The organism is Candidatus Chlorobium masyuteum, from assembly GCF_011601315.1.
Taxonomy (GTDB): Bacteria; Bacteroidota; Chlorobiia; order Chlorobiales; family Chlorobiaceae; genus Chlorobium; species Chlorobium masyuteum.
Window position 1 is genome coordinate 68,817 of record NZ_JAAORA010000004.1, and the last position, 26,085, is coordinate 94,901.

Below are 26,085 nucleotides of genomic sequence, written 5' to 3' on the forward strand. Positions count from 1 at the left end.
CTTTTCCTGATGGTACTCGGGAATGTTTCGCGGGTCCGTAATCTCATACGCCACAATACACCAAATACAAATGCTCTTTAATCTTTTCCACTGAGTCCATTGCTGTGCACCATATCTTCGTCCAGAGGGTCCACTTTCCCCCCTCTTTACGCCCCTGCTTTCCAGCAGGCCGCTTCATGACCGGACTCAAAGGAGAGGAGTTCCGGCTGCTCCTTGCGGCAGTGTGCATCGGCAAGCGTGCATCTTCCGGCAAACCGGCACCCCTCTGGCAGATTGACCGCACTGGGAACATTGCCTTCGATCACATGAAGCCGCTCTTTTGATGAGCCCAGCCGGGGAATGGATTTCAGAAGGCCCCTGGTGTAGGGATGAAGCGGATTGGTGAAAAGCTGTTCAACGGTTCCTTTTTCGACAATCCTTGATGCATACATGACAATAACATCTTGACAAAGCTCGGCAACCACTCCGAAATCATGGGTGACAAGCATCACACTCATCCCTGTTTCGCCCTGAAGTTTGCCGATAAGGTCAAGTATCTGCGCCTGAACGGTTACGTCAAGGGCTGTAGTCGGTTCATCAGCAATCAGAAGCGCCGGATTGCAGGATAGCGCCATGGCAATCATGACCCGCTGACGCATTCCTCCTGAGAGCTCGTGAGGATAGGAGGAGAACCGTTCGAGAGGGTTTGGAATCCCGACCAGATTGAGCAGTTCAACCGATCGGTTTTTTGCTTCGGCTTTACTGATGTCGCGGTGAATGAGAAGTTGTTCCATAATCTGGCTGCCGCAGGTAAAGACCGGATTGAGCGAGCTCATCGGTTCCTGAAAGATCATGGCTATGTCGTTGCCTCTAAGTTTGCGCATCTCCTCTTCAGAAAGCTTCAGGAGGTCGCGCCCTTTCCAGTGAATCTCCCCGCCCGCAAAATAGCCTGGAGGTATAGGGATCAGCCGCATAATTGAGAGTGCTGTCACTGATTTTCCGCATCCGGACTCTCCGACAACACCGAGGGTTCTGTTCCTTCCCAGCGAAAAGCTTACTCCGTCTACCGCTTTTGCAATACCGTTGTCAGTAGAGTACCAGGTCCTGAGATTTTTCAGTTCAAGAATTTTTTCCATATATAGCAGCTTGCCCGCCAGTGCTTGTTTCAAGGTTACACGTTTTGCCGGGATCAAGCATGAAAATATGTTTTGTAAGCTTCATATGAAAACGTTATCAGATTCTGACCTCCAAAGCGCCTCTGTTACCAAGAGAAATCCGGGATTTCTGCTTGAAATCATCAGGCAGTCAAGCCCTTATGTTCTGCTCAAAAAGGCTTTACAGGAAAAACCTGCTATAAAGGGGAGTTTTCCCCCTGTCAATATTTCAGGACTGCAGGGATCGCTCCCGGCAGTGCTCGCAGCTCTCCTTTTTACTGACCACCCCGACTCTCTCATGGTGCTTTGCAGCCAGCAGAGCTTCGAACTCTATGAAAATGATTTTGATGCCCTCCTGCCGAAAGAGAGCATCTGCAACACCTCCGACGAGCTCTCTCTTTCCATAGGAGCACTGGCACGAGGGAAAAAATCGGCCATCCTCTCCTTTTTTGACGATCTCGATGTTGCACTTTGCAAACCGGCTGAAGCGAAAAACCGGATTCTACACCTGAAAACCGATGAAGCCGCGGGCTATACAAACCTGAAGCGGTTTCTTGAGTCTAACAGCTTTGAACAGCGGGAGTTTGTTGAGGATGAGGGAGAGTTCTCCATCCGCGGCTCCATAATCGACGTCTTCCCTTTCGGAGCAAGAGAGCCGCTGCGTATAGAGTTTTTCGGCGACACCGTCTCCTCCCTGCGCCTGTTCGACATCAACAGCCAGCTCTCAGGAAAAACGGTAGCCGAAGCGGATATTACCGCCAGTTTTATTGTAACAGAGAGCGATGCTTCCGGAACCGGGACAACAATTTTTGATTATCTTGACCCCTCCACCGTTATCATCATTGATGACACCATCGATTTTGCTGCACTGGATAACCATGAAGCGCTTTCGGCTGGACTCTCCCGGTTCCGATCTATATGGATCATGCACTCGGCACCTTCAGCTATTGAGTTCGGTTCCGGCCCGCAGAAAAAACTCAATGCAAACTTCCGTGTACTTGCCTCACTCCTGCAGCAGGAGTCGGGTAAAAACAGAAAACCGCTCTTTGCAACCGGTTCACGACGCGAAATAGGAGAACTGACCGACTTCCTCGCCGAAGAGATGACAGAATCAGGAGGATCAGCCCTGCATGACGCAAGCTGGCTTCCGCTCAACCTGCACACCGGCTTTACCTTCGGCTCTCTTGACCTCTATACCGAATCCGACATCTTCGGCAAGCTGCATACCCACAAAGCCCATCGCAAGCGAAAAATCCGGGGGATATCACTCAAGGATCTCCAGAAGCTCAAAGTGGGCGATTATGTTGTTCATGAAGATTACGGTATCGGAATTTTCAAATCCCTTGAGACCATAACCGTCGGTAATTCCGAACAGGAGTCGGTACTTGTGGAGTATGAGGGGGGCGATCAGCTCTTTGTCAATGTGCAGAACATTAACCTGCTCTCAAAGTATACCGCATCCGAAGGCGCACTTCCCTCGCTCTCAAAACTCGGAAGTTCGAAATGGGCCGCAAAAAAGGAAAAAGTCCGCGGAAAGCTCCGCGATACGGCCATAAACCTGATCAAAATATACGCCCAGAGAAAAATGCAGTCCGGTTTTGCCTTTGCTGCGGACTCCATTTTCATGCGGGAATTTGAAGCTTCATTTATTTTCGAGGAGACACCCGATCAGCATCGGGCAATTGTTGAGGTTAAAAAAGATATGGAGGCGCCTCATCCGATGGACCGGCTGATTTGCGGGGACGCAGGATTCGGAAAAACCGAGATTGCCATGCGTGCGGCATTCAAGGCTGTAGAGTCAAAAAAACAGGTTGCGGTTCTGACTCCGACGACTATTCTCGCACACCAGCATGCCGAATCCTTTATCAGACGGTTTGAAAATTTTCCGATTGCCATAGCGGTTCTGAGCCGTTTTGTTCCGCGCAAGGATCAGATTGAGCTGCTCAAAAAAATAAAAGCGGGCCAGATTGATATCGTCATCGGTACCCACCGTCTTGTATCGAAAGATGTGCTGTTCCAGGATCTCGGTCTGCTTGTTATAGACGAAGAGCAGCACTTCGGCGTTGAGGTCAAAGAGAAACTCCGGGAACAGTTCCCCGGTGTTGACACCCTTACCATGTCGGCAACACCGATACCGAGAACCCTCCAATTCTCAATGCTGGGAGCGCGTGACCTTTCCATTGTTTCGACACCTCCGAAAAACCGTCAACCGGTAGAAACACTCATAACCGATTATGACACTGCCCTGATTCAATCGGCGATCCAGCGGGAGATCAGGCGTGAAGGCCAGGTTTTCTTTCTGCACAACCGTATTTCCGGCCTTGAAGAGGTACAGCACACCCTGCGGGAGCTTGTCCCCTCTGCACGCATTGTCTTTGCTCATGGTCAGATGGCGCCGAAAGAGCTTGAAAAGGTTATGATGGACTTTATGCAGAAAGAGGTTGATGTCCTGATCTCCACCACCATCATCGGCTCGGGTCTGGATATCTCCAATGCCAATACCATTATCATCAACCGGGCTGACATGTTCGGCCTTTCCGACCTTTACCAGTTGCGCGGGAGGGTCGGCAGAAGCGACCGGAAAGCATACTGCTACCTGATCACACCGCCGCTCCACACCCTGAAACGGGATGCTGTGCAGCGGCTTGCGGTGATCGAGAGTTTTACCGAGCTTGGATCAGGCTTCAATATTGCCCTGCGCGATCTCGATATCCGTGGCGCGGGCAATCTGCTCGGCGCCGAGCAGTCCGGGTATATTCATGAACTCGGATTTGATCTCTATCAGAAAATGCTTGAAGAGACCGTTGCCGAGCTGAAGTCAACCACCTTCAGTCATCTCTTTACAACTGATGGCAAAGCGGCACCGAAACCATCAAAAAGCTGTGATCTGCTCTTCTTTTTTGATGCACTCATTCCCGATTACTTTATTCATGCAACCCATGAGCGGTTTGCCTTTTATGAAAAAATCTCCAAAGCTCCATCAGAAGAGGCAGTTGAAGCACTTTCCAGGGAGCTCAGGGACCGTTTCGGTGCTCTGCCCGAAGAGGTGGCAACACTGCTGCTCCTGACAAAACTCAAACTTACGGCTTCATCCCTCGGGCTTGAAAAAATCGACATCCAGCCGAAGAGCTTTACCCTTCTGCTACCGGGTCATGACAATGAACACCTTGCAAACCGTGAGTTTTTCCAGTATCTCTTTCTATCTGTCCAGGAGCCCTGGATGCAGGAGTACCGGCCGGGATTTAAAATGGAGAAAAAAATAAAGCTGGTGCTGCACCACCCCGCTTCGTCCGACACATCCCCCTGCATGCTGCTCGAGCGTTATACTGATCTGCTGAAAAAACTTGATCGGGCATCAAAAGAGCTGACGGCATGAAAACCTCACGCTCCCTTAAACTCCCCGATGAGCGCCAGGAGTATAGGTTTCCGGCACATTATTGACCTGATAGAATAATCATCCTGTGAAGAGCAACTTTTGGTACTACTCCGTTGTTAGGAATTAGGATTGTTTTAGTACACTTTTAAATTAAAACCATACACAACATGACTATCATTATAAATGGTAAAAGTTATGAAGCTGAATCGGGAGAACGACTCATTGATGTTGCCCGCATAAACCATGCTCATATCGGCTACTTCTGTGGCGGAAACGGCATCTGTCAGACCTGTTATGTTACCGTAAAAAAAGGGAGTGAACTGCTTTCACCCATCAGTGACTCCGAAAAAGCATTACTCTCTGATACACTGATAAAAGAGGGAACAAGAATGGCATGCCTGACCACAGTTGAAAAACCGGGAACCATTGAGATCGTTTCGACTGTTGAACAGGTTAAGGAGCTGTTTGAAAAAAACCCGCTGCAACTGCCGGGATATGCCGGAAAAATGGGATGGGAGGCACTCGTAAAGTTCCCCGATACCATGCAGTTACAGTCGACAAGAAGTTTTGATCTCTGGCAATTGCTCTCGGACATTATCGGTGGAATCGGAAGTGCACTGCAGCTTGTGGTGGATGCCCTTCAGCCAGCTTGCCCAGCGAAAGCGGAGTGTAAAATAATAGGCCATATTGACTCGGCCAACACACATAGCCAGCTCAGCGAAGCGACTGAACCTAGAGCTAAACAGGGCGCTCAAGCCTGAGAACACATGCGCACCCGTCAAATATTTTTCTTCTACAGGGAAAAGGAAGGTTTGACGGGTGCAGCACTGAAATTGCTTATATTCCATTATAAAGGGATAAAGGATGGTTTTATCACTCACACCTAACTCCGATACCCATGATCATCACTATCAACGACCGGCCCTGCGAAGCCCGGATTGGTGAGCGTCTGTTGGATGCAGCTCAGCATAACAAGTGCCATATTGGCTATATTTGCGGTGGCAACGGCATCTGCCAGAGCTGTTTTGTCTATGTCAGGGAGGGCAAGGAGACGCTTTCGGCACCGAACAACATCGAAAAAGCCTTTATTTCAGAGAAACTTTTGCAGGAGGGAGGACGACTTGCCTGTCAAAGTGTTATCGTCAAAGAGGGACCACTCAGTGTGCTTTCACGCGCTGAGCATCTGCGGCGCATTGTGCTCGGGCTCAACATTCCGGGCTTTGTAACCTATGCCCGTACAATCGGTTATAATGTGACGAACAAACTGCCTGAAGGTGCCGGAAACCTTTTTGAACGAGTCAAAAAAGGGCAGATGAACCCCGGTGACTCCCTCTCAAAAATCGGCAACGGACTCGTTCAGGCATCACTGCTTCTGTCAAACACCTTTATGGAAACATTTCCTTTTCTGCAGTACCCCGGCTCCCTGCTTGCCGACGGAGTCAAAGGCGCAGTGAAAGGAGCAGCAGATACTGTATGCTCGATTTCAGGCGGACACCTGCATCTGCCGGGAACAACCTGTTCGTGCAGCAGCTCCAGTGAAACAAAGTCGATTGAGTCTGTAAAAATATCAGTAAAGTAGTTTTTCTCCTGTTCCCGAAGCTGACCAGATGACAAAGAGGAAACGCTTTAGTAAGTGCGCAAGTCCCGACATTGTCGGAAGAAAACGTAAGAGAGGGACCAAACCGTAAACTCCTGATGGGCTACTCATCCGATATCGAAAGCATTGAGTTTGAACTTGGCGCAAAAACGCTTGAACGCTGGCTTATCAAACCCGAAAAAACCATGAGCATTGTTCTTGGGATTCCCAGAGAACGGGCTCAGGATGAACGCCGGGTAGCTATTTCACCTCCCGGTGTTCAGATACTGGTTGAGCACGGCATCAAGGTTATAATAGAAAAATCAGCCGGGAACTTCTGCAACTTCACTGATTTCGATTACGCAGAAGCGGGAGCAATTATCGCCGAAACACCCGAGGTGCTGTTTGAACAATCAAACGTCATTGTCAAGGTCTCACCCCCTCAGCCGGAGGAACTTTCGCTCTTTATGCCCGGCCAGATGCTTATCTCCGCACTCCATCTTGGAACAGTCAGCCCGCAGTTACTGAAAACACTTCTCGAAAAAAATATCACCGCTCTTGGATTTGAATTTATAGAGACAAGAGATGGTGAACTGCCGATTGTCAGAACGCTGAGTGAAATAGCCGGCTCACTGGCTATTCAGACTGCTGCAAAATACCTTGAAACCGGCTATGGAGGAAGCGGTATTCTGCTTGGAGGAATTGCAGGTGTCCCACCGGCGCATGTCACCATTATCGGAGCCGGGACCGTAGGACTGTTTGCTGCTCAGGATGCTCTCGGGCTTGGAGCACAGGTTACCGTTATCGACAAGGAGATCAACCGGCTGCGACGGTTTGAGGCGTTTTTCAATCGCCATCTTGTAACGGCTATAGCCAACGATCACTACATTTCAGAGCTGGCCAAAACCTCGGATGTCATGATCGGTGCGCTAAGTCCGAAAAAGAAGATCATCAAACCACTGGTCAGTGAACAGGTAGTCAAGTCAATGAAGCCCGGATCGGTTATTATTGATGTCTCCATTGACCAGGGCGCATGTTTTGCCACCAGCCGCCATACCTCACATACCAATCCGATCTATGTAAAGCATGGTGTTACCCATTATTGTGTCCCGAATATTCCTTCCGCCGTGGCCAAAACAGCATCATTCGCCCTTACCAACACCCTGCTCCCCTTTATACTCAAACTGACCGATCACGAAACCATCTCGGATATCCTGTGGAAAAGCCACAGTCTGAGAAAAGGAACCTATATTTTCAGGGGCTACGTCACCAAAAAAATTCTTTCCGAGCTTACCGATTTCCCATACCGTGAGATTGATATGCTGCTTGCCGCCTGCTAAACAAGCTCTTCAAGAGGAGTTCCGAATTTTCTGGCTACATAGGATGCACATGAGACCCCCGAATAGGTCACAGCAATAACTCCCTGACCGGGAAAGGTGCTGTCACCAACCGCAAACAGATTTTTCACCGGCGTCGTATTTTGGGGTTTCTGCAGAATATTCTGACCCGGTTTAAGCAAGGGACCATATGATCCGTTAAACCGGTTAAGATAACGTTCATGGGTAAGCGGAGTGGCAAGCACCTTCAGCTCAACCGCATTTGCAAGCCCGGGAAGGATCCGCTCCGTTCTGGCAATAATCCGCTCGGCAAACCGTTCCTTCGCTTCGCGGTATTCGCTCCCTCCCCTGTCGCAGTGCTGCCATGCATCCATCTCGGCTGTAACAAAAGCATGCACAATGTGCTTGCCTGCAGGGGCAAGTGACGGATCAAGCAGGGTGGGCGAAGAAAAATAGATTGTCCCGCCCGGCTGGTTATAGCATTGCCAGTCATCAACAAGAATATGATGAACAGAGAAACCATCAGGAATAACAGCGCTGTCAACACCAAGAAAAAGCTGAAACCAGCTTGGTGCCTGCTGAAACCGCTCTTTTTCAACCCGGTATCGAGAATCCGAAATGAGCCTGTTGAAGGTATCCCAGACGGTGGCGTTACTGATAACCGCTTTTGCGAAATACTCGGCACCGTCAGCAAGTCTGACTCCCCGGGCCTCTCCGTTTTCAACAAGAATTGCACTCACCGCTGACTGAAAGCGTATCTGACCGCCGAATTTCTCAATTCCACGGCAAAGCGCCTTCGGAATTGCTCCGGAGCCGCCGACCGGATAGTTTATGCCTCCATAATGACGATCTGCAAGGCAGATACCGGCATTGACAAGCGGTGTTGAAACAGCGTCCTGAACCGCCCAGGAGTAAGCTTCAATATCAATAAAGCGGAGCAGCTCCTCATCCCGGATATAGCGGCGTGCTGTTTTACCCATTGAGCGAAATGTCTTCAGAGCAAGCGAGATGGTCTTGAGCGGATAACCGGCGCCGACAGTAAGGAGGTGGTTCACATCCTCAAGAGAGCCGGCAGGAAGTGAACTGAGAATAGCATAGACATCATCAAGCTCACGGTAAAACGCTCTTATCCCGTCAGCTTCAGAGGGAAAACGATCGATCAATGCATCGAGAAAGGTCTTGCGATCATAGGATGCCGAAACAGCAAAATCATTGGGCAGGTGATAATGAATCTGAACAGGATCGTGAATTGTCTTTACCTGGATGCCAAGTTTCCTGAAAATTCTCGTATGCAGATTAAGTGTTCCGCTGCTGCTGTTTTCACCAAAGCCATAAAAGACTGAAGCTCCGGCATCAAAAGAGTACCCTTCTCTCTGAAAGGAGGAACAGCTTCCTCCCGGATAACGGTTCTTTTCAAAGAGAAGTGTTGAAATACCGCGTTCCTGAAGCAGGGCAGCGGCTGTCAGTCCTCCGATACCGGCGCCGATAACGATGACATCGGCAGATTCATGTGATGAAGTCATGTATCAGGATTTAGACCGGAAGTTCTTGAATAACCTTTTCAGGGCAGCTCTCTATAAATTGATTATCCCGACCAGTCCGGACTCCATCCGCCGCCTGCTCAAACCGCTCATAACAATTTATAAAGGGTCCCTTTAATTGACCTAAAATATATTTTTTATAATTATTTTGCGAAGTAAGCGACAAGCACGTTATGCAATGACAGAACAAGGATGATGTGATCATATGAAAAAAAATGAACCGGTTCGTCAGATAAAAACAAAAAAGGGCTCTCTCTCCCGGGAAGAACAGCAAAAACAGCTTGAGTTTCAAAAAGAGGCTGTTGTGCATCTCAACTCCTTATACAACTATGCGCTGCACATGACCATGAATCCTGACGATGCAGAGGATCTTGTGCAGGAGACCTACCTCAAGGCCTATCGTTTTTTTAATTCCTTTGAACGGGGAACAAACTGCAAGGCATGGCTGTTTAAAATCCTGAAAAACAACTATATCAACCGTTTTCGCAAAAACTCAAGAGAACCGGGAAAGGTTGATTACGATCTTATAAAGGATTTTTATCACTCAATCAAGGATACCCGGAGTGATACCACTGAAGCGGAGAGCGATTATTTCCACTCTTTGCTCCATGAAGAGGTCTATCAGGCATTGCACTCTCTGCCTGAAGAGTTCAGAGAGGTTATTCAGTTGTGTGATATTGAGGGGTTTACCTATGAAGAGATTGCCAACATGGTAGAAAGCCCTATAGGGACTGTGCGTTCAAGATTGTACAGAGGAAGAAAACTGCTTCGGGTACAGCTTGAAAGCTATGCGAAGAAATACGGGTTCAATACGAATGCTGATCAATAAAATCAATACGTATAATTTTTTTATTATGAACTGCAAAAAAGCCCGCGTACTTATGAGTGCAGCAGTAGACTCCGAGCTTAATCTTAAGGAGGAGCAGGATTTTCTGGCGCATCTCTCCGAATGCAAGGAGTGCCATGAGGAGTTCGGAGAGGCAAAGAGAACAAAGATGATCATCAAGGAGCGGATTGTTCAGTTTAAAGCACCGCAATCGCTTGTTAATTCCATTATGCAGCTCACCACTATTCCTGCCACTGAGCATGAAGACACCCTCCTCTTTGAATGAAACCCTGCAGGCAGTGACCCTCCCCAAGCCTCAGCATGACCCCATACGATCAACAGAATTGATCAGCAGAATTACAAAAACCGGTACCGCTCCGATCCCCTTGCGCGAACCGGTTTTACCTCTTCGCTCTCAACCCCTGAATACCGCCCGGCAGAAGGCCGCGGCACACGCTCCTCTTCCCGCTTGAAGCCTGCCAGCTCCATTCACCCGTTTACTGACATTTTGTCAGTAAACACACACTCCGATCTGACACAATAATCACCAGTGTGACATATTCTGCTCCGGAAAAGCGGTGGACAAGCTTTTTTCGGCATTGGCACGGTAATTGATTATTAAATAGTCAGGCAGCTGCATAACAGAGCTGCCAATAATCACACTACTCATAACAAGCAAGAGATTACAAGGAGAACACTATGCTGGTAAAACTATCAAAAGACCCGATGAGACTGTTTGACGATATCTGGTCAGGATCACAGTTGCCCACGACGCCTGCATTCAAGGTTGATATTGCTGAAGACGAAACTGCATTTCATATAGATGCAGAACTTCCCGGAATAGCAAAGGAGCAGATAGGACTCAATATCGAGGATGATGTACTGACCATAAAGGCCGAAAGAAAACAGGTAACAGAAGATTCAAAAAAGGATTACCACCGTATTGAACGGACTTATGGCACTTTTTCAAGAAGCTTCAATCTTGGCGAAATAATCGATCAGGATAACATCCAGGCTGACTTTGAGGGTGGAATGCTTTGCATAACACTGCCAAAAGCACGTCCTGCAGGAAGAACAAAAGAGATTGCAATTAATTAACGCTGTAGCACTATCCGGGTTTTGCGGGCTTCCCTCCAAAACTCATCATTTTCATACACTCTCAAAGAAAAGGAAGAAACATTATGGGAAAAATTATCGGCATCGACCTTGGCACTACGAACTCCTGTGTAGCGGTCATGCAGGGAACTCAGCCTACGGTTATTGAAAATTCAGAAGGCAACCGTACTACACCATCAATTATTGCCCTGACCAAAACAGGTGATCGTCTTGTAGGACAGGCTGCAAAAAGACAGGCTATCACCAATCCGAAAAACACCATTTTCTCAATCAAGCGTTTTATGGGACGCAAATATGATGAGGTCCCGAACGAGAAAAAGATGGCCCCGTATGAAATCATCAACGAAAGTGGCGAAGCAAGGGTAAAAATCAACGACAAGATCTACTCTCCACAGGAGGTTTCTGCAATGATTCTGCAGAAAATGAAACAGACAGCCGAAGATTTCCTCGGAGAGAAGGTAACCGAAGCGGTCATTACCGTTCCTGCATATTTCAACGACGCTCAGCGACAGGCGACCAAAGATGCTGGACGCATTGCCGGCCTTGATGTCAAGCGCATTATCAACGAACCGACAGCCGCAGCTCTGGCCTACGGACTTGACCGGAAAAAGGAGAATGAAAAGGTTGCCGTCTTCGATCTTGGCGGAGGAACATTTGATATCTCCATTCTTGAGCTTGGAGATGGCGTTTTTGAAGTCAAATCAACCGATGGCGACACCCATCTCGGCGGCGATGACTTTGACCAGAAAATTATTGATTATCTGGCAGATGAGTTCAAGAAACAGGAGGGTATTGATCTTCGCAATGATGCCATTGCTCTTCAGCGCCTGAAAGAGGCGGCTGAAAAAGCAAAAATAGAGCTCTCATCAAGAACGGATACGGAAATCAACCTCCCTTTTATTACCGCAACCCAGGAGGGCCCGAAACACCTTGTCATCAATCTGACCAGGGCAAAATTTGAGGCATTGAGCGCTGAGCTGTTCGACAAGATTCTTGATCCCTGCCATCGTGCAATCAAGAACTCAAAGGTTGACATGAAGGATATTGATGAAGTTGTGCTTGTCGGAGGTTCAACCCGCATACCAAAGGTTCAGGCTCTTGTCAAGGAGTTCTTCGGAAAAGAGCCGAACAGAAGCGTCAATCCTGATGAGGTTGTTGCAATCGGTGCAGCCATTCAGGGCGGTGTGCTTAAAGGTGATGTAACCGATGTGCTTCTGCTTGATGTCACTCCGCTCTCTCTGGGTATAGAGACCCTTGGCGGTGTCATGACCAAGCTTATTGATGCAAACACCACCATTCCGACCAGAAAACAGGAGGTATTCTCAACCGCAGGTGACAACCAGACTTCAGTTGAGGTCCATGTCCTTCAGGGAGAGCGCCCGATGGCCACGGACAACAAAACACTTGGAAGGTTCCATCTTGGTGATATTCCGCCATCTCCAAGAGGGATTCCGCAGATCGAAGTAACCTTCGATATCGATTCAAACGGTATTCTGAGCGTGTCGGCAAAAGACAAGGCGACAGGAAAAGAGCAGAGCATTAAAATTGAGTCGAGCAGCAAGCTGAGCGATACGGAAATCGAAAAAATGAAGCAGGATGCAAAAGAGCATGCTTCCGAAGACCAGAAACGCAAGGAGGAGATTGACACAAGAAACCTGGCTGACTCTCTCATTTTCAGCACGGAAAAACAGCTGAAGGAGCTGGGTGATAAAATACCGGCAGAGAAACGCCCGGCACTTGAAGGCTCCCTTGATAAACTCCGGGAGGCTTACAAAAATGGCACTATTGAATCCATCAAGAGCGCTATGGAAGAGGTCAACAAGGAGTGGAGCGATATTGCTTCACAGCTCTACCAGTCACCTCAGTCTGAAGCTGCTCATTCCGAGCAGGCTCCTCAGCCGGAAGGCGAAAAGAGAAAAAGCGGTGGAGACGGTGAAGTTGAAAATGCCGAGTATGAAGTCATTGATGACAAAGAGAAGTAAGCTCGTCAACACAAGCTTATCAGAAACAAAGGGATTCGTCATGAATCCCTTTGTTATTTAACCTTGATTTGCTAATTTAACCATGTTGAACGCGGAACACCGAAGAGTGTTCTATTTGCAAATTTTAACCGTGCAAACGATGCGATCTCAGCTCAGCCGTCCGAATACCGCTACAAACCAGGTCAGGGTCAGTACTGCTGGACCATGGTCGGGGAATGCGGCGCATAAAACCAAGAAATATTATATCACCACGGCAAAAAGGGACAACTACGGGAAACTTCAGATCCAGATCTGCCCTGTATCCGGACGCAGAAAGTTGTCGCCGACACCTGAGATAATCAGTAAAATCATTTCAGGTGAGATAGAGTTGTTTGTTTTGACCACACAGCCCGATATCGGAATTGACCTGAAACAGAAGGTACTTGACAATGAGAACCGGTATGTCATCGACTTTGACAAGCGGGGAATCAAGTGGACCATGAGGGATATTCCTGTCTTTTATGACTCACTGCACCAGCAGCTCGCCGTTGAAATTGACCGCCAGTTCTATACCCTGGACAAGTTTTTCAAGTAACCGGAGCCAATACCTCCTGTTATGCAAGCCTGTCACATCCTCTTTTCAATGCCATGCAATCACGGTTGCATGGCATTTTTTTTCTCATCACTACGGGAGTTTCTTTTTTGCCAGCTTTGCTTCCGGAGAGGCCGGATAGACACTCACAAGACTGCTGTATCGTGCCTTGGCACTCGCTGTATCGCCAATCTTCTCAAAACAGATCGCCTGTTTGAAGAGCGCTGCCGGACGCTTGCTGCTTTTGGTATATTTGGCAATAACCACCTGATATTCCAGAATGGCCTTTTCATACCATTTCTCCAGAAAATAGCTCTCCGCAAGATAAAACTGAGCATCAGAGAGAAGGGGTGATTTCGGATAGCCCTGTATAAGCTTGCCAAAACTTTCCCGTGCTGCGGTATAGCTCTTTTTTCCGAGCAGCACAACACCTTCATCCAGAAGTTTCTTTTCAGGAGAGATCTCCGTTTTCACCGCTTCCGTTACGGATTCACTCTTTGGTTGTGTTGCTGCCGGAGGGGATTTCATATCTTTTTCGACTCCAAGATAACTCTCGATTTTCTGTAGCCGTGAATCGAGATCATCAAACTTGTGGACAAGCAGAGAGTCCTCCATGCCAAGTCGCCCGAATGTTTTGCTGTTATTGTATCTGGCCTCTTCAATACTGCCCTGCAGGCGTGCAACCTCATCACGAATCTGCTGTACATCCGAATAGGATACTGCCGTTTGTGTTTTAATGGTTTCAGAATCTGTTTTCAGTTTCAGGAGATCGTCTTTGACAACAACAAGCTCCTGCTTTGAAGCACATGCCGAAAGCAGAAAAAAGGGAAAGAGTATAAACGGTTTAATCTTTTTATTCATGGATATCAACAACATTGATTTATGTAAAACTTGCACTAATACCTGTTTCCGTTTGTCAGCTCCAGGGCTACTCCGGGCTAAGGCTTGAACGCCCCTGTTATTTTATCACAAAATGCGCGCGCCTGTTTTTTGCCCATGCCTCATCATTCTGGGCAGCATCGAAAGGGCGCTCTTCACCATAACTGACAGATTCAAGGCGGGAGGCCGCAACTCCGAGTTTTACCAGATACTCCTTCGCTGTTGCCGCTCGGCGTTCTCCAAGTGCAAGGTTATACTCTGCGGTACCTCTCGCATCACAATGACCTTCAATCAGAGCACCTTTGGCTGTATTGCTTCCAAGCCACTCGGAATTCTGTTTCAACTGGCCCTGAGCTTCTGTGCCGAGTGTGGAACTGTCAAAATCAAAAAACACATCACCGAGCGGTCCTGTCTGATACTTGTCAAATCCATATCCTGTCGGTGTAGAGGGCAGTGCCGGAGATGAGGGCGCAGAACTTTCGGCAGAGGTGCTGCCGCCAGTGCTCTCTGTTGAGGTCACTGCACTTTTTGATGAACATCCCGCCGTCGTCATCAAGGCAAGAATAAAGATGCCGTTTACTGTTTTTCTCATCGTTCAATCGTCATTTTAGCATGAATAAAAAAATGGGGGCAAGCCCGGTTCAGCCTGCCCCCTGATACATCACAACCTGAACAGGCAATACTACTCAGCCACAAAGTGTGCTCTTCTGTTCTGGGCCCATGACTCCTCATCATGACCGACGGCAAATGGCCGCTCTTCACCATAACTGACCGTTTTCATGCGATTGGCCGGAATACCGAGGTTCACGAGATTGTCCCTGGCACTGACCGCACGACGCTCACCAAGAGCAAGATTGTATTCGTTGGTCCCGCGTTCGTCGCAATGGCCCTCAATAACAACACTCCGTGTTCCATTCGCCTGCAGCCATGAGGCATTGGTTTTGAGCTGCTCTACAGCATCAGCACGTACAAGTGATTTGTCGAAATCATAAAAGACATCACCAAGCACAGGTCCCTGAACTACCGGTGGCGCTACCGGCGGCGGTGGAGGCGGTTCCGGAGCGACAACGACATCCTTTTCGCAGCAGCAGGCTCCCAGAAACAGCATTGAGGGAATCAGCAGGTTTCGAAATAAAATCTTCTGGTTTACCATTGGTCAATCCTCCTTTTTATTGTTTTTTCAGCCGCGGCACACTATCGAAATACGGACCAGAATGGCTGCATCTGCTCGCCATCAACCTGCAATAATCGCCTCTGGTTTTCTCCGGATGCACTCATGACGTACAATTTTTTTGCCCCCTGGCGATTGGATGAAAAAACAATCATCTCTCCATCAGGAGACCATGAAGGCGCTTCGTTTTCCTGTGCATTTCTTGTCAGCTGTCTTAAGCTTGAACCGTCTGCATTTATCACAAATATATTGATTTCGCCATTCTTTTCCCATGTCGTGTAGGCAATTTTATCCCCGGATGGAGACCATGAAGGCTGCGTGTTATAGCGTCCGCTGAAGGTGAGTCGTTTAACCTCTCCGGAATGAATATCCTGGACAAAAATCTGGGGCAAGCCGTTTCGCGAAGAGACAAAGGCCATTTTGCTTCCATCGGGTGAAAATGTCGGCGAGACGTCTATCCCCTTGCTGTTGGTAACACGCCGGGAGACGGAGCCATCGGGTCTGACAAGATAGATCTCCTGATCACCTTCATAGGAGAGGGTTGTGGCAACTTCACTGCTGCCTCTCCATCCGGGATCAATGCTGATACCGTTTTTGCTCACAAAACTGGTTTTCCTGTCGGAGAGGTTCCTGATATAGAGGGCGGGGTGACCTGCTGTAAAATCAGTATAGGCAAGGTACTTTCCATCCGGAGAGAGAGCAGGGGTAAGGGTGATGGATTTGGTGTTGGTCAGCTGTTCAAGACCATACCCGTCAAAATCACACTCATAGATCTCCTTGAAACCGGTTTTATTGCTGACAAAAACAATCCTGCTGCCGAAAACCGACTTTTTACCGGTCAGAAGTTCAACAAGATCGGCACAGAATGCATGACCGATAGTACGAAGCTCATCTTTTCGGCCTTTATAGGATTTTTTGAGCAGCGACTTTCCTCCTGCGCTCTCAAAGACCTCCATATCAAGCGTGACCTGCCCGGATTTTTCGAACACCCTTCCACCGGCATAGACTTCCGCTCCAACTGAATTCAGGGCACTGAAATTAACGCGCACCGTCTCTTTGTCAACAACCTCCTTGACATTAAGGGGAGGAGCAATCACCGAGAAATAATTGGTAAAATCAAGCCCTTCATGAATAACGGCGTCAATATTTCCTGCCCACTCACTCTCTTTTCTGCCCTTTGCATCCGGTCTGTCGAGAACAAGTGCAATTTTACTGGCACCCTCCTTGCGGATGGCGATATACTCACCTGACTCAGCAGCTGTGAGATGGTGAGGAAAAGCAAAGAGGCAGGAGAAGAGAACAAGAGTGCCGGAAAAAAAAGATCGGATTTTTCGCATATATAGTCACCGTTATAATTTGTAAAAGATCGCCGGAAAACCGGCAGCTTCCTTATGTATTTACCAAACCACAGAGCATCAATACGGGCTCTCTCATCGCAAGTGTAAACAAAACATCTATTCGGTATTGCTCAACAAATATACATCAACCGGCCTATATACGGAAAGTATTTTTCCCGCACTCTCTATCCGTCAAAAACCGGCCTTCACTACTTCTCAATACCTTCAGGAGTAAATACAAAACCGACCCAAAGCTCACGCTCACGCTCACGCGCAAGTTCCTCTTTCGGAATAACGGGCAGCGGGGAGGATTTCTCAAGTGCCCGTTTCACCGAGTTGTTCAGGTACTCACTCGGAGCCCTCCTGTCGATAACAATCTGATTGATCGTTCCATCTGCAAGGATGTGTATACGAACATAGACCTCCATACCGTAACTGCTTCTGAGCATCTTGCCCGAAAATTCCCAGTTTCGCTGAATAATGGAGGCGATATATGCCTTGTAGGGACCGCCCCCCCTGCCACTGCCGCCGGACCCGGAGCCGCCCCGTCCTCCCGGATTTCCTTCAGCATTCACTCTCTGCTGAAGCTGCGCAAGCGCTTTGTTCAGATTACCCATACTCCCTGCCGGAGATGGTTTGGGCGGCGCGGGCGAACTCTTTGCAACGACCTGTTTGAGGCGCTCAAAGGCCTTGTTGATCTCATCCTGCTTGCTGGCCGGCTTGGCTACAACATCGGAAATAGTCTTTGCTTTTTGTTGTACCGGGGTTGGCGGAAGCAGTGCGGCCGGCTGCGAGGCTTTTGGTTCGACCGGAGCTGGCGGTTCTGACACGGTTTGAGCTGCCGGAAGTGAGGATCCTTCGCCCGGTGCTTCTGAAAAACCGGCAGGGCCTCCGGGACCGGAGAGCGATACAAGCGTGACGCTTACCAGCCTGGATGGTTTGGCATGCCGATCTGCATCCAGCATCTGGAGATACAACGCGAATATAAAGAGCAGGAGATGCATGGCTGCTGCAGCGGCAAGCCAGAAAAAAAACTTTTTTTCAGCAGGAACTCTCTTCTGAGCTGTTTTCATACTCCCCACTTATCTCCCCTCTTTGCCGATAACAGCCGCCGGTTCCGTCACCATTCCGATCTTTTCAATTCCGGCATCCCTGATCTGGGCCATAACATCCATTACCAATCCGTACGGGAGCGATTTATCGGCTTTCAGGTAGACCTCCCCTGTCCGCTTGACATCGAGGATCGTCGGCAGTTTCTGGCGAACTTCACTGGCGTTCAACTGATATTCATTGATATAGACCCGCCTTGAACCGTCAATGCTGATCACCAGCGCTTTCTCCGAAACGTCCATCTTCTCGTGAGTTGTTTGCGGGGTCTCAACCTTGACACCATGCGTCATCATGGGTGCGGTTACCATAAAAATGATAAGGAGCACAAGCATGACATCAACAAATGGCGTTACATTGATGTCGCTCATCAAACGACCTTTTCCGGAAGTCATCATATCCCTTGCTGAGAAGAGGGTTCAATAAGGAATGCAGCGGCAAATTCCGGAGAAAACTCCTCGAGGTCATGTTCGATACTACCGATCTGCTGCGAAAAATAGTTATAGCCGATAACCGCCGGAATTGCCGCGGCAAGACCGGCGGCAGTTGCGATCAGGGCTTCAGAAATACCCGGAGCAACAATGGCAAGAGAGGCCGACTGAGACTGGCCTATATTCTGAAAAGAGGTCATAATACCCCAAACGGTGCCGAAAAGCCCGATAAAGGGTGCGGTATTGCCGACAGTTGCAAGAAAAGAGATCAGTGACGAAAGTCTTTTGCCCTCCAGATTTGCCTCACGTTTGATTGCTCTTGCAATCCGGGCTCGCGCCTGCCGGATATCGCTTTTATCTCCAAGTGCCCGATACTCAATATAGCCTGCACGAAACACCCTGGGCAGGGAGCCATGCCGGTACTGTTCACTCTCTGTAAAAGCCTTGTCGACATTATAGACATCGAAAAAAAAGTCAAGGAACACTTTCGACTCGCCGAGTGATTTACGGACATAACCGAACTTGTAGGCAATGATTGCCCAGGATACCACAGAGAAAGAGAGGAGTACAAAAAGAACAAACAAGACGACAGGTCCGGCATCCGAAACCAGTCCGAAAATCCCGAGTTTAGAATCAAGCATCAGAAGGGTAACTAATTAAAGGTTCATTAAAACAAATTCATATTCTCAATCACCATGTAGGCCAGCGCTGAACCGGAAAGAGCACAGAGTGTGTTGACCAGATCATTATTGACAAAAGGGACGCCCTTGAGCAGCCGGTTTTCAACCATCAACCCGTCAGGAGCGAGGCTGTGGGTCCGTTCTGTAACCTTTTCGCGAATCGGATCAAAATACTGGGCCTGCACTGTTGCGCCGAAAAAGCTGTCAACAAGACTTGCCAGAAGTCCGGAAAAGCCGATGAGAAGAAAGGACTGGAGAACGCCAAAATCGGCCAGCCACTGCACATCGACGATCATGGCACTTGCACAGATAAAAAGGGAACCGAGAAATGCCCCTGATGTACCGGGAACAGAAACACCGCCGGAAGTGCCTACGGGAACCTCCCTGAAGGTCGTGATCAGTCTCGCTTTCGGGTTTGGCCACATGGTACCTATCTCAGTTGCCCAGGTATCGGCCTGCACGGCCGCAAGCGTACCAAGGTAGGCAAAAAAGATTGCCGGATCGTTGGTCAGGGAAAAAACCACCATCATAATCCAGGCAATTCCCCCGTTGGCGTACACCTGACCGGCATCACGCTGTGAACCTTTTTCAAAGACCAGATCAAATTTCGCCTTCCGTTTCTTGCCAAGCTTGGACAATACCGATGAGAGAAGATAAAAGGTCAGGAGAGGAACGGTCCAGGCCATCCCGCCTATGCCGAATATCGTTGTTCCCAGAAGAAATGTGGCCGTCGCTCCGCTGTTATTGAGGAATTTAACCTTGATCGAGAATAACGCAAGGAGAAAGGCAAAAAATCCTCCGAGAAGAAAATTCTCAAGAAGAATAGTATGATTCATCTCAAGCACATAGAGGATATAGGCAATGGAAACCGGTATAAAAAAGTTATCCAGACCATAGGAGAGCAGCGCTTCAACCGCCGTGGCAACAAGCGCAAGAAGCAGCACAAGAGCAAACAGAGAGATGGTTGAAGTGCCCGCAAGGCCTCCGCTGAATTCATGACGGAAAAGCATCATGGTTGTTCCGAGCAAGAGCAGGCTGCTGAAAAACATCGTGAGCGACCCCTCGACAGTTTTAGGGTTTTTGGTCAGATGCTCGATATGTTTTTTGCCGACGGAACTCCCTACAAGAGCTGCTAGCGAGTCGCCCACCCCCATGACCAGCACGGAGATCTGGAGTATCCATTTATGTGATTCCCAGAGAAAAAGAGCAAGAAAAAGAAAAACAAAAGGGAAAAGTAGCGAGCCGTAACTTTGAGCGGTCGCGGTTGGCTGAAGCTCACGGCTATCACTGCCGGCAAGCAAGGCCCGGAACCAGCAAAATCGCATGTTCAGTGCATTAAGCAGCAGCAGCAAAAAAGCTGCAAGCACGGGATAAAAGTTTGACTGAAAATAGGTTGGTATAAAAAACAGCACAACACCCATAGAGAGGTGAATGACTTTTCTGACCACCAGAGGAGAGATTCCGAATTTTCTTGTAAGCAGTTCCGCAAGAAGAACAAAAAGCAGCACAAGACAAAGAGTCAGAAAAAAGACCGGGATGTCCTGAGACAACGGCGACTGAAGGTTCAGCATGATTCAGTTGTTTGTTTTATTGCACAAATATCAGCACTGAAAAACGAATGCGACTGCTTAAAAAATATCATTTTAACTCTTGAGATTAAACAGCAAATATTCACTCTCGTTTAATATTTTTATTGTTTGTATTAGTAGAACTTTAAACGTAAATTGATTCCAGTTTTCGTTTTCTTTCGAAGAAACCTGTACGCATCAATGTCCGCATGTAATCGACATCTATTCCGCACAAGCAACGGATACGAAAAACCGGCCTCCGGAAATAACGCTGTTGGCGGTAGTATGGTCGCGATTTTGCTGAACTCCTTCAATTCCAGGATCGAAATAGTGAACCCTGTGGTGATTCCGCAGGTGAGCACTGTTGTGCTCTAAACCAGCAACCGGTCCCAAGTCCATCACTCTCTTTTCAGACCTTTTACTTTCAGTGGCTTCGGGAACGGCAGTCCAGGAGATTTTTTTATAATTGGCGAAAAACAATCTTTCCCTGCCATGAGATCTGATACGATAAAGAGCGGATTTGAAAAAGCACCGCACCGCAGCCTTTTGAAAGCCACTGGCTCAATACAGTCAAACAGTGACTTTAAAAAACCATTCATAGGAATCTGTAACTCCTTTAATGAACTGATTCCCGGTCATGCACACCTTCAGGAGCTGGGCAGAATTGCAAAGGATGAGGTACGAAAAGCCGGCGGCGTCCCTTTTGAGTTCAATACCATCGGCGTTTGCGATGGCATTGCCATGGGCCATATCGGTATGCGCTACTCTCTTGCAAGCCGTGAACTCATCGCCGACTGTGTAGAAACTGTTGCCGAAGCTCACCGTCTGGACGGGCTTGTCTGCATTCCGAACTGTGACAAGATCACCCCCGGCATGATGATGGCCGCTCTGCGCATCAACATTCCCGTGATCTTTGTTTCCGGCGGACCAATGAAAGCCGGCCATACTCCTTCAGGAAAAACTGTTGACCTGATTTCGGTTTTTGAAGCTGTCGGCCAGTTCAGCAGCGGCAAAATCAGTGAAGGTGAACTGGAGACCATAGAGGAGAGCGCGTGCCCCGGATGCGGCTCCTGTTCCGGAATGTTCACGGCAAACTCAATGAACTGCCTGAGCGAAGCGCTCGGTTTTGCCCTGCCCGGTAACGGCACCATACTTGCTGTTGATCCACGGCGCAATGAACTGGTTAAAGAGGCATCGCGCCGTATTATTGATCTGGTAAACCGGAATGTCAGACCAAGGGATATTCTTACAAGAAGTGCGCTTTTAAACGCATTTGCCCTTGATTTTGCAATGGGAGGGAGCACCAACACCATTCTGCACACCCTTGCGATTGCCAATGAAGCTGAACTTGATTTCGACTTTTCGGAGCTGAACACCCTTTCGGCAAAAACGCCCTATATCTGCAAAGTCAGCCCGGCTACCATGGAGGTCCATATCGAGGATGTCGACCGGGCCGGTGGTGTATCGGCAATTCTGCATGAGCTGAGCCGGATTGATGGGCTTCTTGACCTCTCGGCGTTGACGGTAACAGGAAAAACTCTGGGAGAAAATATTGCTCACTCGGAAGTAAAGGATAGAAAAGTAATAAGAAGTGTTCAGGATCCCTACTCCGCAACCGGCGGTCTGGCAGTACTATACGGCAATCTTGCCCCGCAGGGTGCTGTGGTGAAAACCGGAGCGGTGAGCCCGGCCATGCTGAAACATACCGGTCCGGCAAAGGTCTATGACTCTCAGGATGATGCGATCAAAGGTATTATGGGAGACGATATCAAACCGGGCGATGTCGTTGTTATCCGCTATGAGGGGCCAAAAGGAGGCCCTGGAATGCCGGAGATGCTCTCCCCTACCAGCGCCATCATGGGACGCGGACTCGGAGAGTCGGTGGCACTCATTACCGATGGGCGATTCTCCGGTGGATCACGGGGAGCCTGCATCGGTCACGTATCGCCTGAAGCGGCTGAAAAAGGGCCTATTGCCGCCCTGAAAAACGGTGACCTGATCACCATCAATATTCCCGAAAGAACTATCTCGATGGAGCTGACCGATGACGTCATCAAAGAACGGCTTGCAAAACTCAAGCCGTTTGAACCGAAAATAAAAAAAGGGTATCTGGCACGGTACTCCCAGATGGTCACATCAGCCAATACCGGCGCCATACTGAAAAACCCGGGATCCTGTGAACCTTGTGAATCAAAATAATCGAGCTATGCACTCTTCAGACCAAACACTTAATGGTTCAGAGATATTTTTTGAATGTCTGCGGCGCGAACACGTTGAATATATTTTCGGTTATCCCGGCGGATCGCTGCTGAAAGTCTATGAAACGCTCCATGATGTTAAAGATATAGAGCACATCCTTGTCCGCCATGAACAGGGTGCGACCCACATGGCTGAGGGTTATGCCCGTGCTACCGGCAAACCGGGTGTTGTACTTGTCACTTCCGGGCCCGGCGCAACAAACACCGTTACCGGTATTGCCAATGCCTATATGGACTCATCTCCGATGGTGGTCTTTACCGGGCAGGTCCCAAGCTCACTGATCGGCAACGATGCCTTTCAGGAGGCCGATATTGTCGGCATTACCCGTTCGATAACGAAACACAACTTCCTTGTCAAGGATGTCAGGGAGCTTGCCCTGACCATCCGCAAGGCATTTTTCCTTGCCACTACCGGCAGACCTGGTCCGGTTCTTATCGATATGCCGAAAGATGTACTGAATGCCTCATGCCCGTTTCACTGGCCTGAAACCGTTGATATCCGGGGCTTCAAGCCAACACTCATCTGTCACTTGAACCAGGTTGAGAAGGCTGCACAGAAAATCGCGCAGGCAAAACGTCCTCTGCTCTATATCGGAGGCGGAGTGATCAGCGCAGAAGCATCGGAAGAGCTTCGGGCTTTCGCTATAGAACAGAACATACCGGTCACCATGACCCTGCAGGGATTGGGCGCATTTCCGGCCAGCCATCCGCTCAGTATGGGAATGCTCGGCATGCACGGAACCTACTGGGCCAATCAGGCCGTCAATAACTGCGATCTTCTGATTGCCGTCGGTGCCCGCTTTGATGACCGGGTAACCGGTAAAATCGAAACGTTCGCGCCCCAGGCTTACAAGATTCACAATGACATTGATCCTACCAATGTCGATAAAAATGTCAAGGTTGATCTGCCGATTGTCGGCGATGCCAGACACTTTCTCGCTTCACTGCGTGAGGTTATGCCGGAAAAGTCGGCGAGCCGCGAACCCTGGCTTGAGCAGATCAACTCATGGAGGGAGAGCTGCCCGTTGAGCTACAGTTACGATGAGAAGACACTCAGAACCGAATTTGTTATTGAAGAGGTCTCAAAACAGACCGCCGGCAATGCGGTTGTTGTTACCGATGTAGGCCAGCATCAGATGTGGACATCGCAGTATTTCAAATTCATCAATCCGCGATCCATTATCACCAGCGGAGGACTCGGCACCATGGGTTACGGCCTGCCGGCAGCCATCGGTGCAGCTTTCGGCATCAAGGATCGACCGGTTGTTCTCTTCTGCGGAGACGGAGGATTCATGATGAATGTACAGGAGCTTGTCACGGCTGTTTACCATAAACTTCCGGTCAAAATTTTCCTGATCAACAACAGCTACCTCGGAATGGTGCGCCAGTGGCAGGAGCTTTTCCACAAGGAGAAATACTCATTTACCGATCTTGGCGACAGCAACCCCGACTTTGTTAAGGTTGCCGAGGCATTCGGTTGCAAAGCCCTCCTTGCCGAAACCCCTGCTGCAGCCAAAGCCGCAGTCAGTGAAGCCCTTGCATGGAATGACGGGCCGGTACTTGTTGAGTTCAGGGTTGTCAAAAAAGATATGGTCTTCCCTATGGTCCCTGCAGGCGGCTCCATTTCAGATATGCTCCTGGCAAGGTTAAATCCAAAAACAATGGTTTGAATCGGACTATGAAACATCTCATTTCTGTACTGGTTGAAAACAAGTTCGGCACCCTCAACAGGGTTGCCGCCATGTTCAGCGCACGCGGCTTCAACCTTGAAAGCATATCCATCGGAGAGACCGAGGACAGCGAAATCTCACGCATGACCATTGTGACACGGGGTGACGATCAGATCATCAGCCAGGTAGTCAAACAGCTCAACCGGTTGATTGATACGATCAAGGTTACCGATCTGACAAAGCAGCCTCATGTTGAACGGGAGCTGCTTCTGATGACCCTGAAACTCAGCAAAAGCGTGCAGCATGAGATTTTTGAGCTGATCAATGTTTTTAAGGGAAAAGTCGTGGATATAAAACAAAAATCAATTACTATTGAGGTCATCGGCACTCCCGACAAGATCAACACAACTATTGATATCTTCAGGCCGTACGGCATCAGGGAACTTGCCCGTTCCGGGGCTGTTGCGATCCAGCGGGGAGAGTGAAACCATTTTTACTGTAATTATCAATCAAAACTATTTAAGAGATGAACGTTTATTATGACCAGGATGCCGATCTCGGTTATCTGCAGGGAAAAAATATTGCAATTCTCGGTTACGGCAGCCAGGGCCATGCTCATGCCCTGAACCTCAAGGAGAGCGGTCTGAACGTCTGCGTCGGCCTTCGCAGCGACAGCTCATCGGCAGCAAAAGCACGCGAAGCCGGCCTGCAGGTCAATACCGTGGCTGAAGCGGTTAAATGGGCAGACATTGTCATGGTACTGCTTCCCGATCAGACCCAGAAAGCAATCTACGATAGTGAAATTGCTCCAAACCTCGTTCCGGGCAATACCCTTGCTTTTGCTCATGGATTCAATATTCATTACAAGCAGATTGTTCCGGAAAAGACGGTTAACGTCATCATGATTGCACCGAAAAGCCCCGGCCATCTTGTTCGCCGCACTTTTACCCAGGGTAACGGTGTTCCCTGTCTTATCGCCGTTCATCAGGACTATACCGGTGAGGCAAAACAGCAGGCACTTGCCTGGGCAAAAGCTCTTGGCGGCACCAAAGCCGGTGTTATTGAAACCTCCATCAAGAATGAAACAGAGACTGATCTTTTCGGTGAGCAGGCAGTACTCTGCGGCGGTTCGGCCGAGCTGATCAAGGCTGGATTTGAGACGCTTGTTGAAGCAGGCTACCCGGAAGAGCTCGCCTACTTCGAGTGCATGCACGAGCTGAAACTGATTGTTGATCTCTATTATGAAGGTGGCCTGTCGAGAATGAACTACTCCGTTAGCGATACGGCTGAGTACGGCGGCATGACCCGCGGACCGCGCCTTATCACCCCTGCGGTCAAGGCTGAGATGAAAAAGATTCTGGAAGAGGTACAGGACGGCCGTTTCGCCAAAGAGTTTATTGACGAGTGCAACGGTGGCTACAAGAACCTCAACAAGCTCAGAGCGGAAAACAGCGGCCATTCGATCGAGAAGGTCGGTGCCAAACTGCGCGACATGATGAGCTGGCTGATTAAAAAATAACAGAATC

At 48.9% G+C, this 26,085-nt stretch carries 23 protein-coding genes; 13 read left to right on the plus strand and 10 right to left on the minus strand.

The annotated features are described in order from the left end of the window. Nucleotides 1-146: 146 nt before the first annotated feature. On the minus strand, nucleotides 147-1,115 hold the full coding sequence (locus G9409_RS08410) for an ABC transporter ATP-binding protein (protein WP_166808351.1): 969 nt from the start codon (nucleotides 1,113-1,115) through the stop codon (nucleotides 147-149). Between the two features lie 85 nt (nucleotides 1,116-1,200). Between G9409_RS08410 and mfd the strand changes: the two genes are divergently transcribed. From mfd to G9409_RS08430, 4 genes are all read left to right on the plus strand, one after another. Continuing rightward, entirely contained in the window at nucleotides 1,201-4,509 is a 3,309-nt protein-coding gene (gene mfd / locus G9409_RS08415; protein WP_235923276.1) for a transcription-repair coupling factor, read from the plus strand. Between the two features lie 167 nt (nucleotides 4,510-4,676). After that, nucleotides 4,677-5,270: a 2Fe-2S iron-sulfur cluster-binding protein gene (locus G9409_RS08420; protein WP_166808353.1), complete on the plus strand. Its 594-nt coding sequence runs from the start codon at nucleotides 4,677-4,679 to the stop codon at nucleotides 5,268-5,270. A 137-nt stretch (nucleotides 5,271-5,407) separates the two neighbouring features. After that, complete coding sequence (locus tag G9409_RS08425; RefSeq protein WP_166808354.1) at nucleotides 5,408-6,088, plus strand: 2Fe-2S iron-sulfur cluster-binding protein; 681 nt, start codon at nucleotides 5,408-5,410, stop codon at nucleotides 6,086-6,088. A 116-nt stretch (nucleotides 6,089-6,204) separates the two neighbouring features. Next, a complete protein-coding gene (locus G9409_RS08430) occupies nucleotides 6,205-7,425 on the plus strand; it encodes an alanine dehydrogenase (RefSeq protein WP_166808355.1) in 1,221 nt (406 codons plus the stop codon). Here G9409_RS08430 and G9409_RS08435 read toward each other — a convergent pair. Continuing rightward, complete coding sequence (locus G9409_RS08435; RefSeq protein ID WP_166808356.1) at nucleotides 7,422-8,945, minus strand: phytoene desaturase family protein; 1,524 nt, start codon at nucleotides 8,943-8,945, stop codon at nucleotides 7,422-7,424. The two genes, G9409_RS08430 and G9409_RS08435, sit on opposite strands and share 4 nt — an antisense overlap. Nucleotides 8,946-9,168: 223 nt before the next feature. On the opposite strand from G9409_RS08435, the gene G9409_RS08440 reads away from it, so the two are divergent. From G9409_RS08440 to pscD, 5 genes are all read left to right on the plus strand, one after another. Then, nucleotides 9,169-9,792: a sigma-70 family RNA polymerase sigma factor gene (locus G9409_RS08440; protein WP_006367026.1), complete on the plus strand. Its 624-nt coding sequence runs from the start codon at nucleotides 9,169-9,171 to the stop codon at nucleotides 9,790-9,792. A 25-nt stretch (nucleotides 9,793-9,817) separates the two neighbouring features. Further along, nucleotides 9,818-10,075, plus strand: coding sequence for an anti-sigma factor family protein (locus G9409_RS08445; RefSeq protein ID WP_166808357.1), 258 nt, complete (start codon nucleotides 9,818-9,820; stop codon nucleotides 10,073-10,075). 413 nt (nucleotides 10,076-10,488) lie between these two features. Beyond that, the gene (locus tag G9409_RS08450; protein WP_166808358.1) at nucleotides 10,489-10,887 is read left to right on the plus strand and encodes an Hsp20/alpha crystallin family protein; all 399 of its coding nucleotides are present in this window, start codon (nucleotides 10,489-10,491) and stop codon (nucleotides 10,885-10,887) included. An 83-nt stretch (nucleotides 10,888-10,970) separates the two neighbouring features. Then, nucleotides 10,971-12,887: a molecular chaperone DnaK gene (gene dnaK, locus G9409_RS08455; RefSeq protein ID WP_166808359.1), complete on the plus strand. Its 1,917-nt coding sequence runs from the start codon at nucleotides 10,971-10,973 to the stop codon at nucleotides 12,885-12,887. Nucleotides 12,888-13,026: 139 nt separating this feature from the next. Next, nucleotides 13,027-13,461, plus strand: coding sequence for a photosystem P840 reaction center protein PscD (gene pscD, locus G9409_RS08460; protein ID WP_166808360.1), 435 nt, complete (start codon nucleotides 13,027-13,029; stop codon nucleotides 13,459-13,461). 90 nt (nucleotides 13,462-13,551) lie between these two features. Here pscD and ybgF read toward each other — a convergent pair whose 3' ends face one another. The 8 genes from ybgF to G9409_RS08500 all read right to left on the minus strand — a co-directional run bounded on the left by ybgF (nucleotide 13,552) and on the right by G9409_RS08500 (nucleotide 20,634). Next, nucleotides 13,552-14,319, minus strand: a complete 768-nt coding sequence (gene ybgF, locus G9409_RS08465; RefSeq protein ID WP_235923277.1) for a tol-pal system protein YbgF — start codon at nucleotides 14,317-14,319, stop codon at nucleotides 13,552-13,554. Nucleotides 14,320-14,416: 97 nt separating this feature from the next. Next, on the minus strand, nucleotides 14,417-14,929 hold the full coding sequence (gene pal / locus G9409_RS08470; RefSeq protein WP_166808362.1) for a peptidoglycan-associated lipoprotein Pal: 513 nt from the start codon (nucleotides 14,927-14,929) through the stop codon (nucleotides 14,417-14,419). A 90-nt stretch (nucleotides 14,930-15,019) separates the two neighbouring features. Further along, nucleotides 15,020-15,490, minus strand: coding sequence for a peptidoglycan-associated lipoprotein Pal (gene pal / locus G9409_RS08475; protein WP_166808363.1), 471 nt, complete (start codon nucleotides 15,488-15,490; stop codon nucleotides 15,020-15,022). A gap of 41 nt (nucleotides 15,491-15,531) precedes the next feature. Continuing rightward, nucleotides 15,532-16,845, minus strand: a complete 1,314-nt coding sequence (tolB, locus tag G9409_RS08480; RefSeq protein WP_166808364.1) for a Tol-Pal system beta propeller repeat protein TolB — start codon at nucleotides 16,843-16,845, stop codon at nucleotides 15,532-15,534. 209 nt (nucleotides 16,846-17,054) lie between these two features. Beyond that, nucleotides 17,055-17,918 carry an energy transducer TonB gene (locus G9409_RS08485; RefSeq protein WP_166808365.1) on the minus strand — a complete coding sequence of 288 codons (864 nt, stop codon included), beginning with the start codon at nucleotides 17,916-17,918 and terminating at the stop codon, nucleotides 17,055-17,057. A 9-nt stretch (nucleotides 17,919-17,927) separates the two neighbouring features. Then, nucleotides 17,928-18,350: a protein TolR gene (tolR, locus tag G9409_RS08490; RefSeq protein WP_040433570.1), complete on the minus strand. Its 423-nt coding sequence runs from the start codon at nucleotides 18,348-18,350 to the stop codon at nucleotides 17,928-17,930. Continuing rightward, nucleotides 18,347-19,024 carry a protein TolQ gene (gene tolQ / locus G9409_RS08495; RefSeq protein WP_166808366.1) on the minus strand — a complete coding sequence of 226 codons (678 nt, stop codon included), beginning with the start codon at nucleotides 19,022-19,024 and terminating at the stop codon, nucleotides 18,347-18,349. Before tolQ ends, tolR begins: the two co-directional genes overlap by 4 nt. 26 nt (nucleotides 19,025-19,050) lie before the next feature. Beyond that, the gene (locus G9409_RS08500) at nucleotides 19,051-20,634 is read right to left on the minus strand and encodes a DUF92 domain-containing protein (protein ID WP_166808367.1); all 1,584 of its coding nucleotides are present in this window, start codon (nucleotides 20,632-20,634) and stop codon (nucleotides 19,051-19,053) included. Nucleotides 20,635-21,123: 489 nt separating this feature from the next. Here G9409_RS08500 and ilvD point away from each other — a divergent pair, with 489 nt between their 5' ends. The 4 genes from ilvD to ilvC are packed head-to-tail and all read left to right on the plus strand — an operon-like array spanning nucleotide 21,124 to nucleotide 26,078. Beyond that, on the plus strand, nucleotides 21,124-22,830 hold the full coding sequence (gene ilvD, locus G9409_RS08505; protein ID WP_166808368.1) for a dihydroxy-acid dehydratase: 1,707 nt from the start codon (nucleotides 21,124-21,126) through the stop codon (nucleotides 22,828-22,830). A 7-nt stretch (nucleotides 22,831-22,837) separates the two neighbouring features. Continuing rightward, nucleotides 22,838-24,559: a biosynthetic-type acetolactate synthase large subunit gene (ilvB, locus tag G9409_RS08510; RefSeq protein ID WP_166808369.1), complete on the plus strand. Its 1,722-nt coding sequence runs from the start codon at nucleotides 22,838-22,840 to the stop codon at nucleotides 24,557-24,559. 8 nt (nucleotides 24,560-24,567) lie between these two features. Beyond that, nucleotides 24,568-25,044: an acetolactate synthase small subunit gene (gene ilvN / locus G9409_RS08515; RefSeq protein ID WP_006366850.1), complete on the plus strand. Its 477-nt coding sequence runs from the start codon at nucleotides 24,568-24,570 to the stop codon at nucleotides 25,042-25,044. 41 nt (nucleotides 25,045-25,085) lie between these two features. Continuing rightward, entirely contained in the window at nucleotides 25,086-26,078 is a 993-nt protein-coding gene (ilvC, locus tag G9409_RS08520; protein ID WP_166808370.1) for a ketol-acid reductoisomerase, read from the plus strand. Nucleotides 26,079-26,085: the final 7 nt, after the last annotated feature.

Bases quoted from the DNA above. Each gene is read 5' to 3' on its own strand.
- G9409_RS08410 (WP_166808351.1), bottom strand. From the start codon at position 1,115: ATGGAAAAAATTCTTGAACTGAAAAATCTCAGGACCTGGTACTCTACT.
- mfd (WP_235923276.1), top strand. From the start codon at position 1,201: ATGAAAACGTTATCAGATTCTGACCTCCAAAGCGCCTCTGTTACCAAG.
- G9409_RS08420 (WP_166808353.1), top strand. From the start codon at position 4,677: ATGACTATCATTATAAATGGTAAAAGTTATGAAGCTGAATCGGGAGAA.
- G9409_RS08425 (WP_166808354.1), top strand. From the start codon at position 5,408: ATGATCATCACTATCAACGACCGGCCCTGCGAAGCCCGGATTGGTGAG.
- G9409_RS08430 (WP_166808355.1), top strand. From the start codon at position 6,205: ATGGGCTACTCATCCGATATCGAAAGCATTGAGTTTGAACTTGGCGCA.
- G9409_RS08435 (WP_166808356.1), bottom strand. From the start codon at position 8,945: ATGACTTCATCACATGAATCTGCCGATGTCATCGTTATCGGCGCCGGT.
- G9409_RS08440 (WP_006367026.1), top strand. From the start codon at position 9,169: ATGAAAAAAAATGAACCGGTTCGTCAGATAAAAACAAAAAAGGGCTCT.
- G9409_RS08445 (WP_166808357.1), top strand. From the start codon at position 9,818: ATGAACTGCAAAAAAGCCCGCGTACTTATGAGTGCAGCAGTAGACTCC.
- G9409_RS08450 (WP_166808358.1), top strand. From the start codon at position 10,489: ATGCTGGTAAAACTATCAAAAGACCCGATGAGACTGTTTGACGATATC.
- dnaK (WP_166808359.1), top strand. From the start codon at position 10,971: ATGGGAAAAATTATCGGCATCGACCTTGGCACTACGAACTCCTGTGTA.
- pscD (WP_166808360.1), top strand. From the start codon at position 13,027: ATGCGATCTCAGCTCAGCCGTCCGAATACCGCTACAAACCAGGTCAGG.
- ybgF (WP_235923277.1), bottom strand. From the start codon at position 14,319: ATGAATAAAAAGATTAAACCGTTTATACTCTTTCCCTTTTTTCTGCTT.
- pal (WP_166808362.1), bottom strand. From the start codon at position 14,929: ATGAGAAAAACAGTAAACGGCATCTTTATTCTTGCCTTGATGACGACG.
- pal (WP_166808363.1), bottom strand. From the start codon at position 15,490: ATGGTAAACCAGAAGATTTTATTTCGAAACCTGCTGATTCCCTCAATG.
- tolB (WP_166808364.1), bottom strand. From the start codon at position 16,845: ATGCGAAAAATCCGATCTTTTTTTTCCGGCACTCTTGTTCTCTTCTCC.
- G9409_RS08485 (WP_166808365.1), bottom strand. From the start codon at position 17,918: ATGAAAACAGCTCAGAAGAGAGTTCCTGCTGAAAAAAAGTTTTTTTTC.
- tolR (WP_040433570.1), bottom strand. From the start codon at position 18,350: ATGATGACTTCCGGAAAAGGTCGTTTGATGAGCGACATCAATGTAACG.
- tolQ (WP_166808366.1), bottom strand. From the start codon at position 19,024: ATGCTTGATTCTAAACTCGGGATTTTCGGACTGGTTTCGGATGCCGGA.
- G9409_RS08500 (WP_166808367.1), bottom strand. From the start codon at position 20,634: ATGCTGAACCTTCAGTCGCCGTTGTCTCAGGACATCCCGGTCTTTTTT.
- ilvD (WP_166808368.1), top strand. From the start codon at position 21,124: ATGAGATCTGATACGATAAAGAGCGGATTTGAAAAAGCACCGCACCGC.
- ilvB (WP_166808369.1), top strand. From the start codon at position 22,838: ATGCACTCTTCAGACCAAACACTTAATGGTTCAGAGATATTTTTTGAA.
- ilvN (WP_006366850.1), top strand. From the start codon at position 24,568: ATGAAACATCTCATTTCTGTACTGGTTGAAAACAAGTTCGGCACCCTC.
- ilvC (WP_166808370.1), top strand. From the start codon at position 25,086: ATGAACGTTTATTATGACCAGGATGCCGATCTCGGTTATCTGCAGGGA.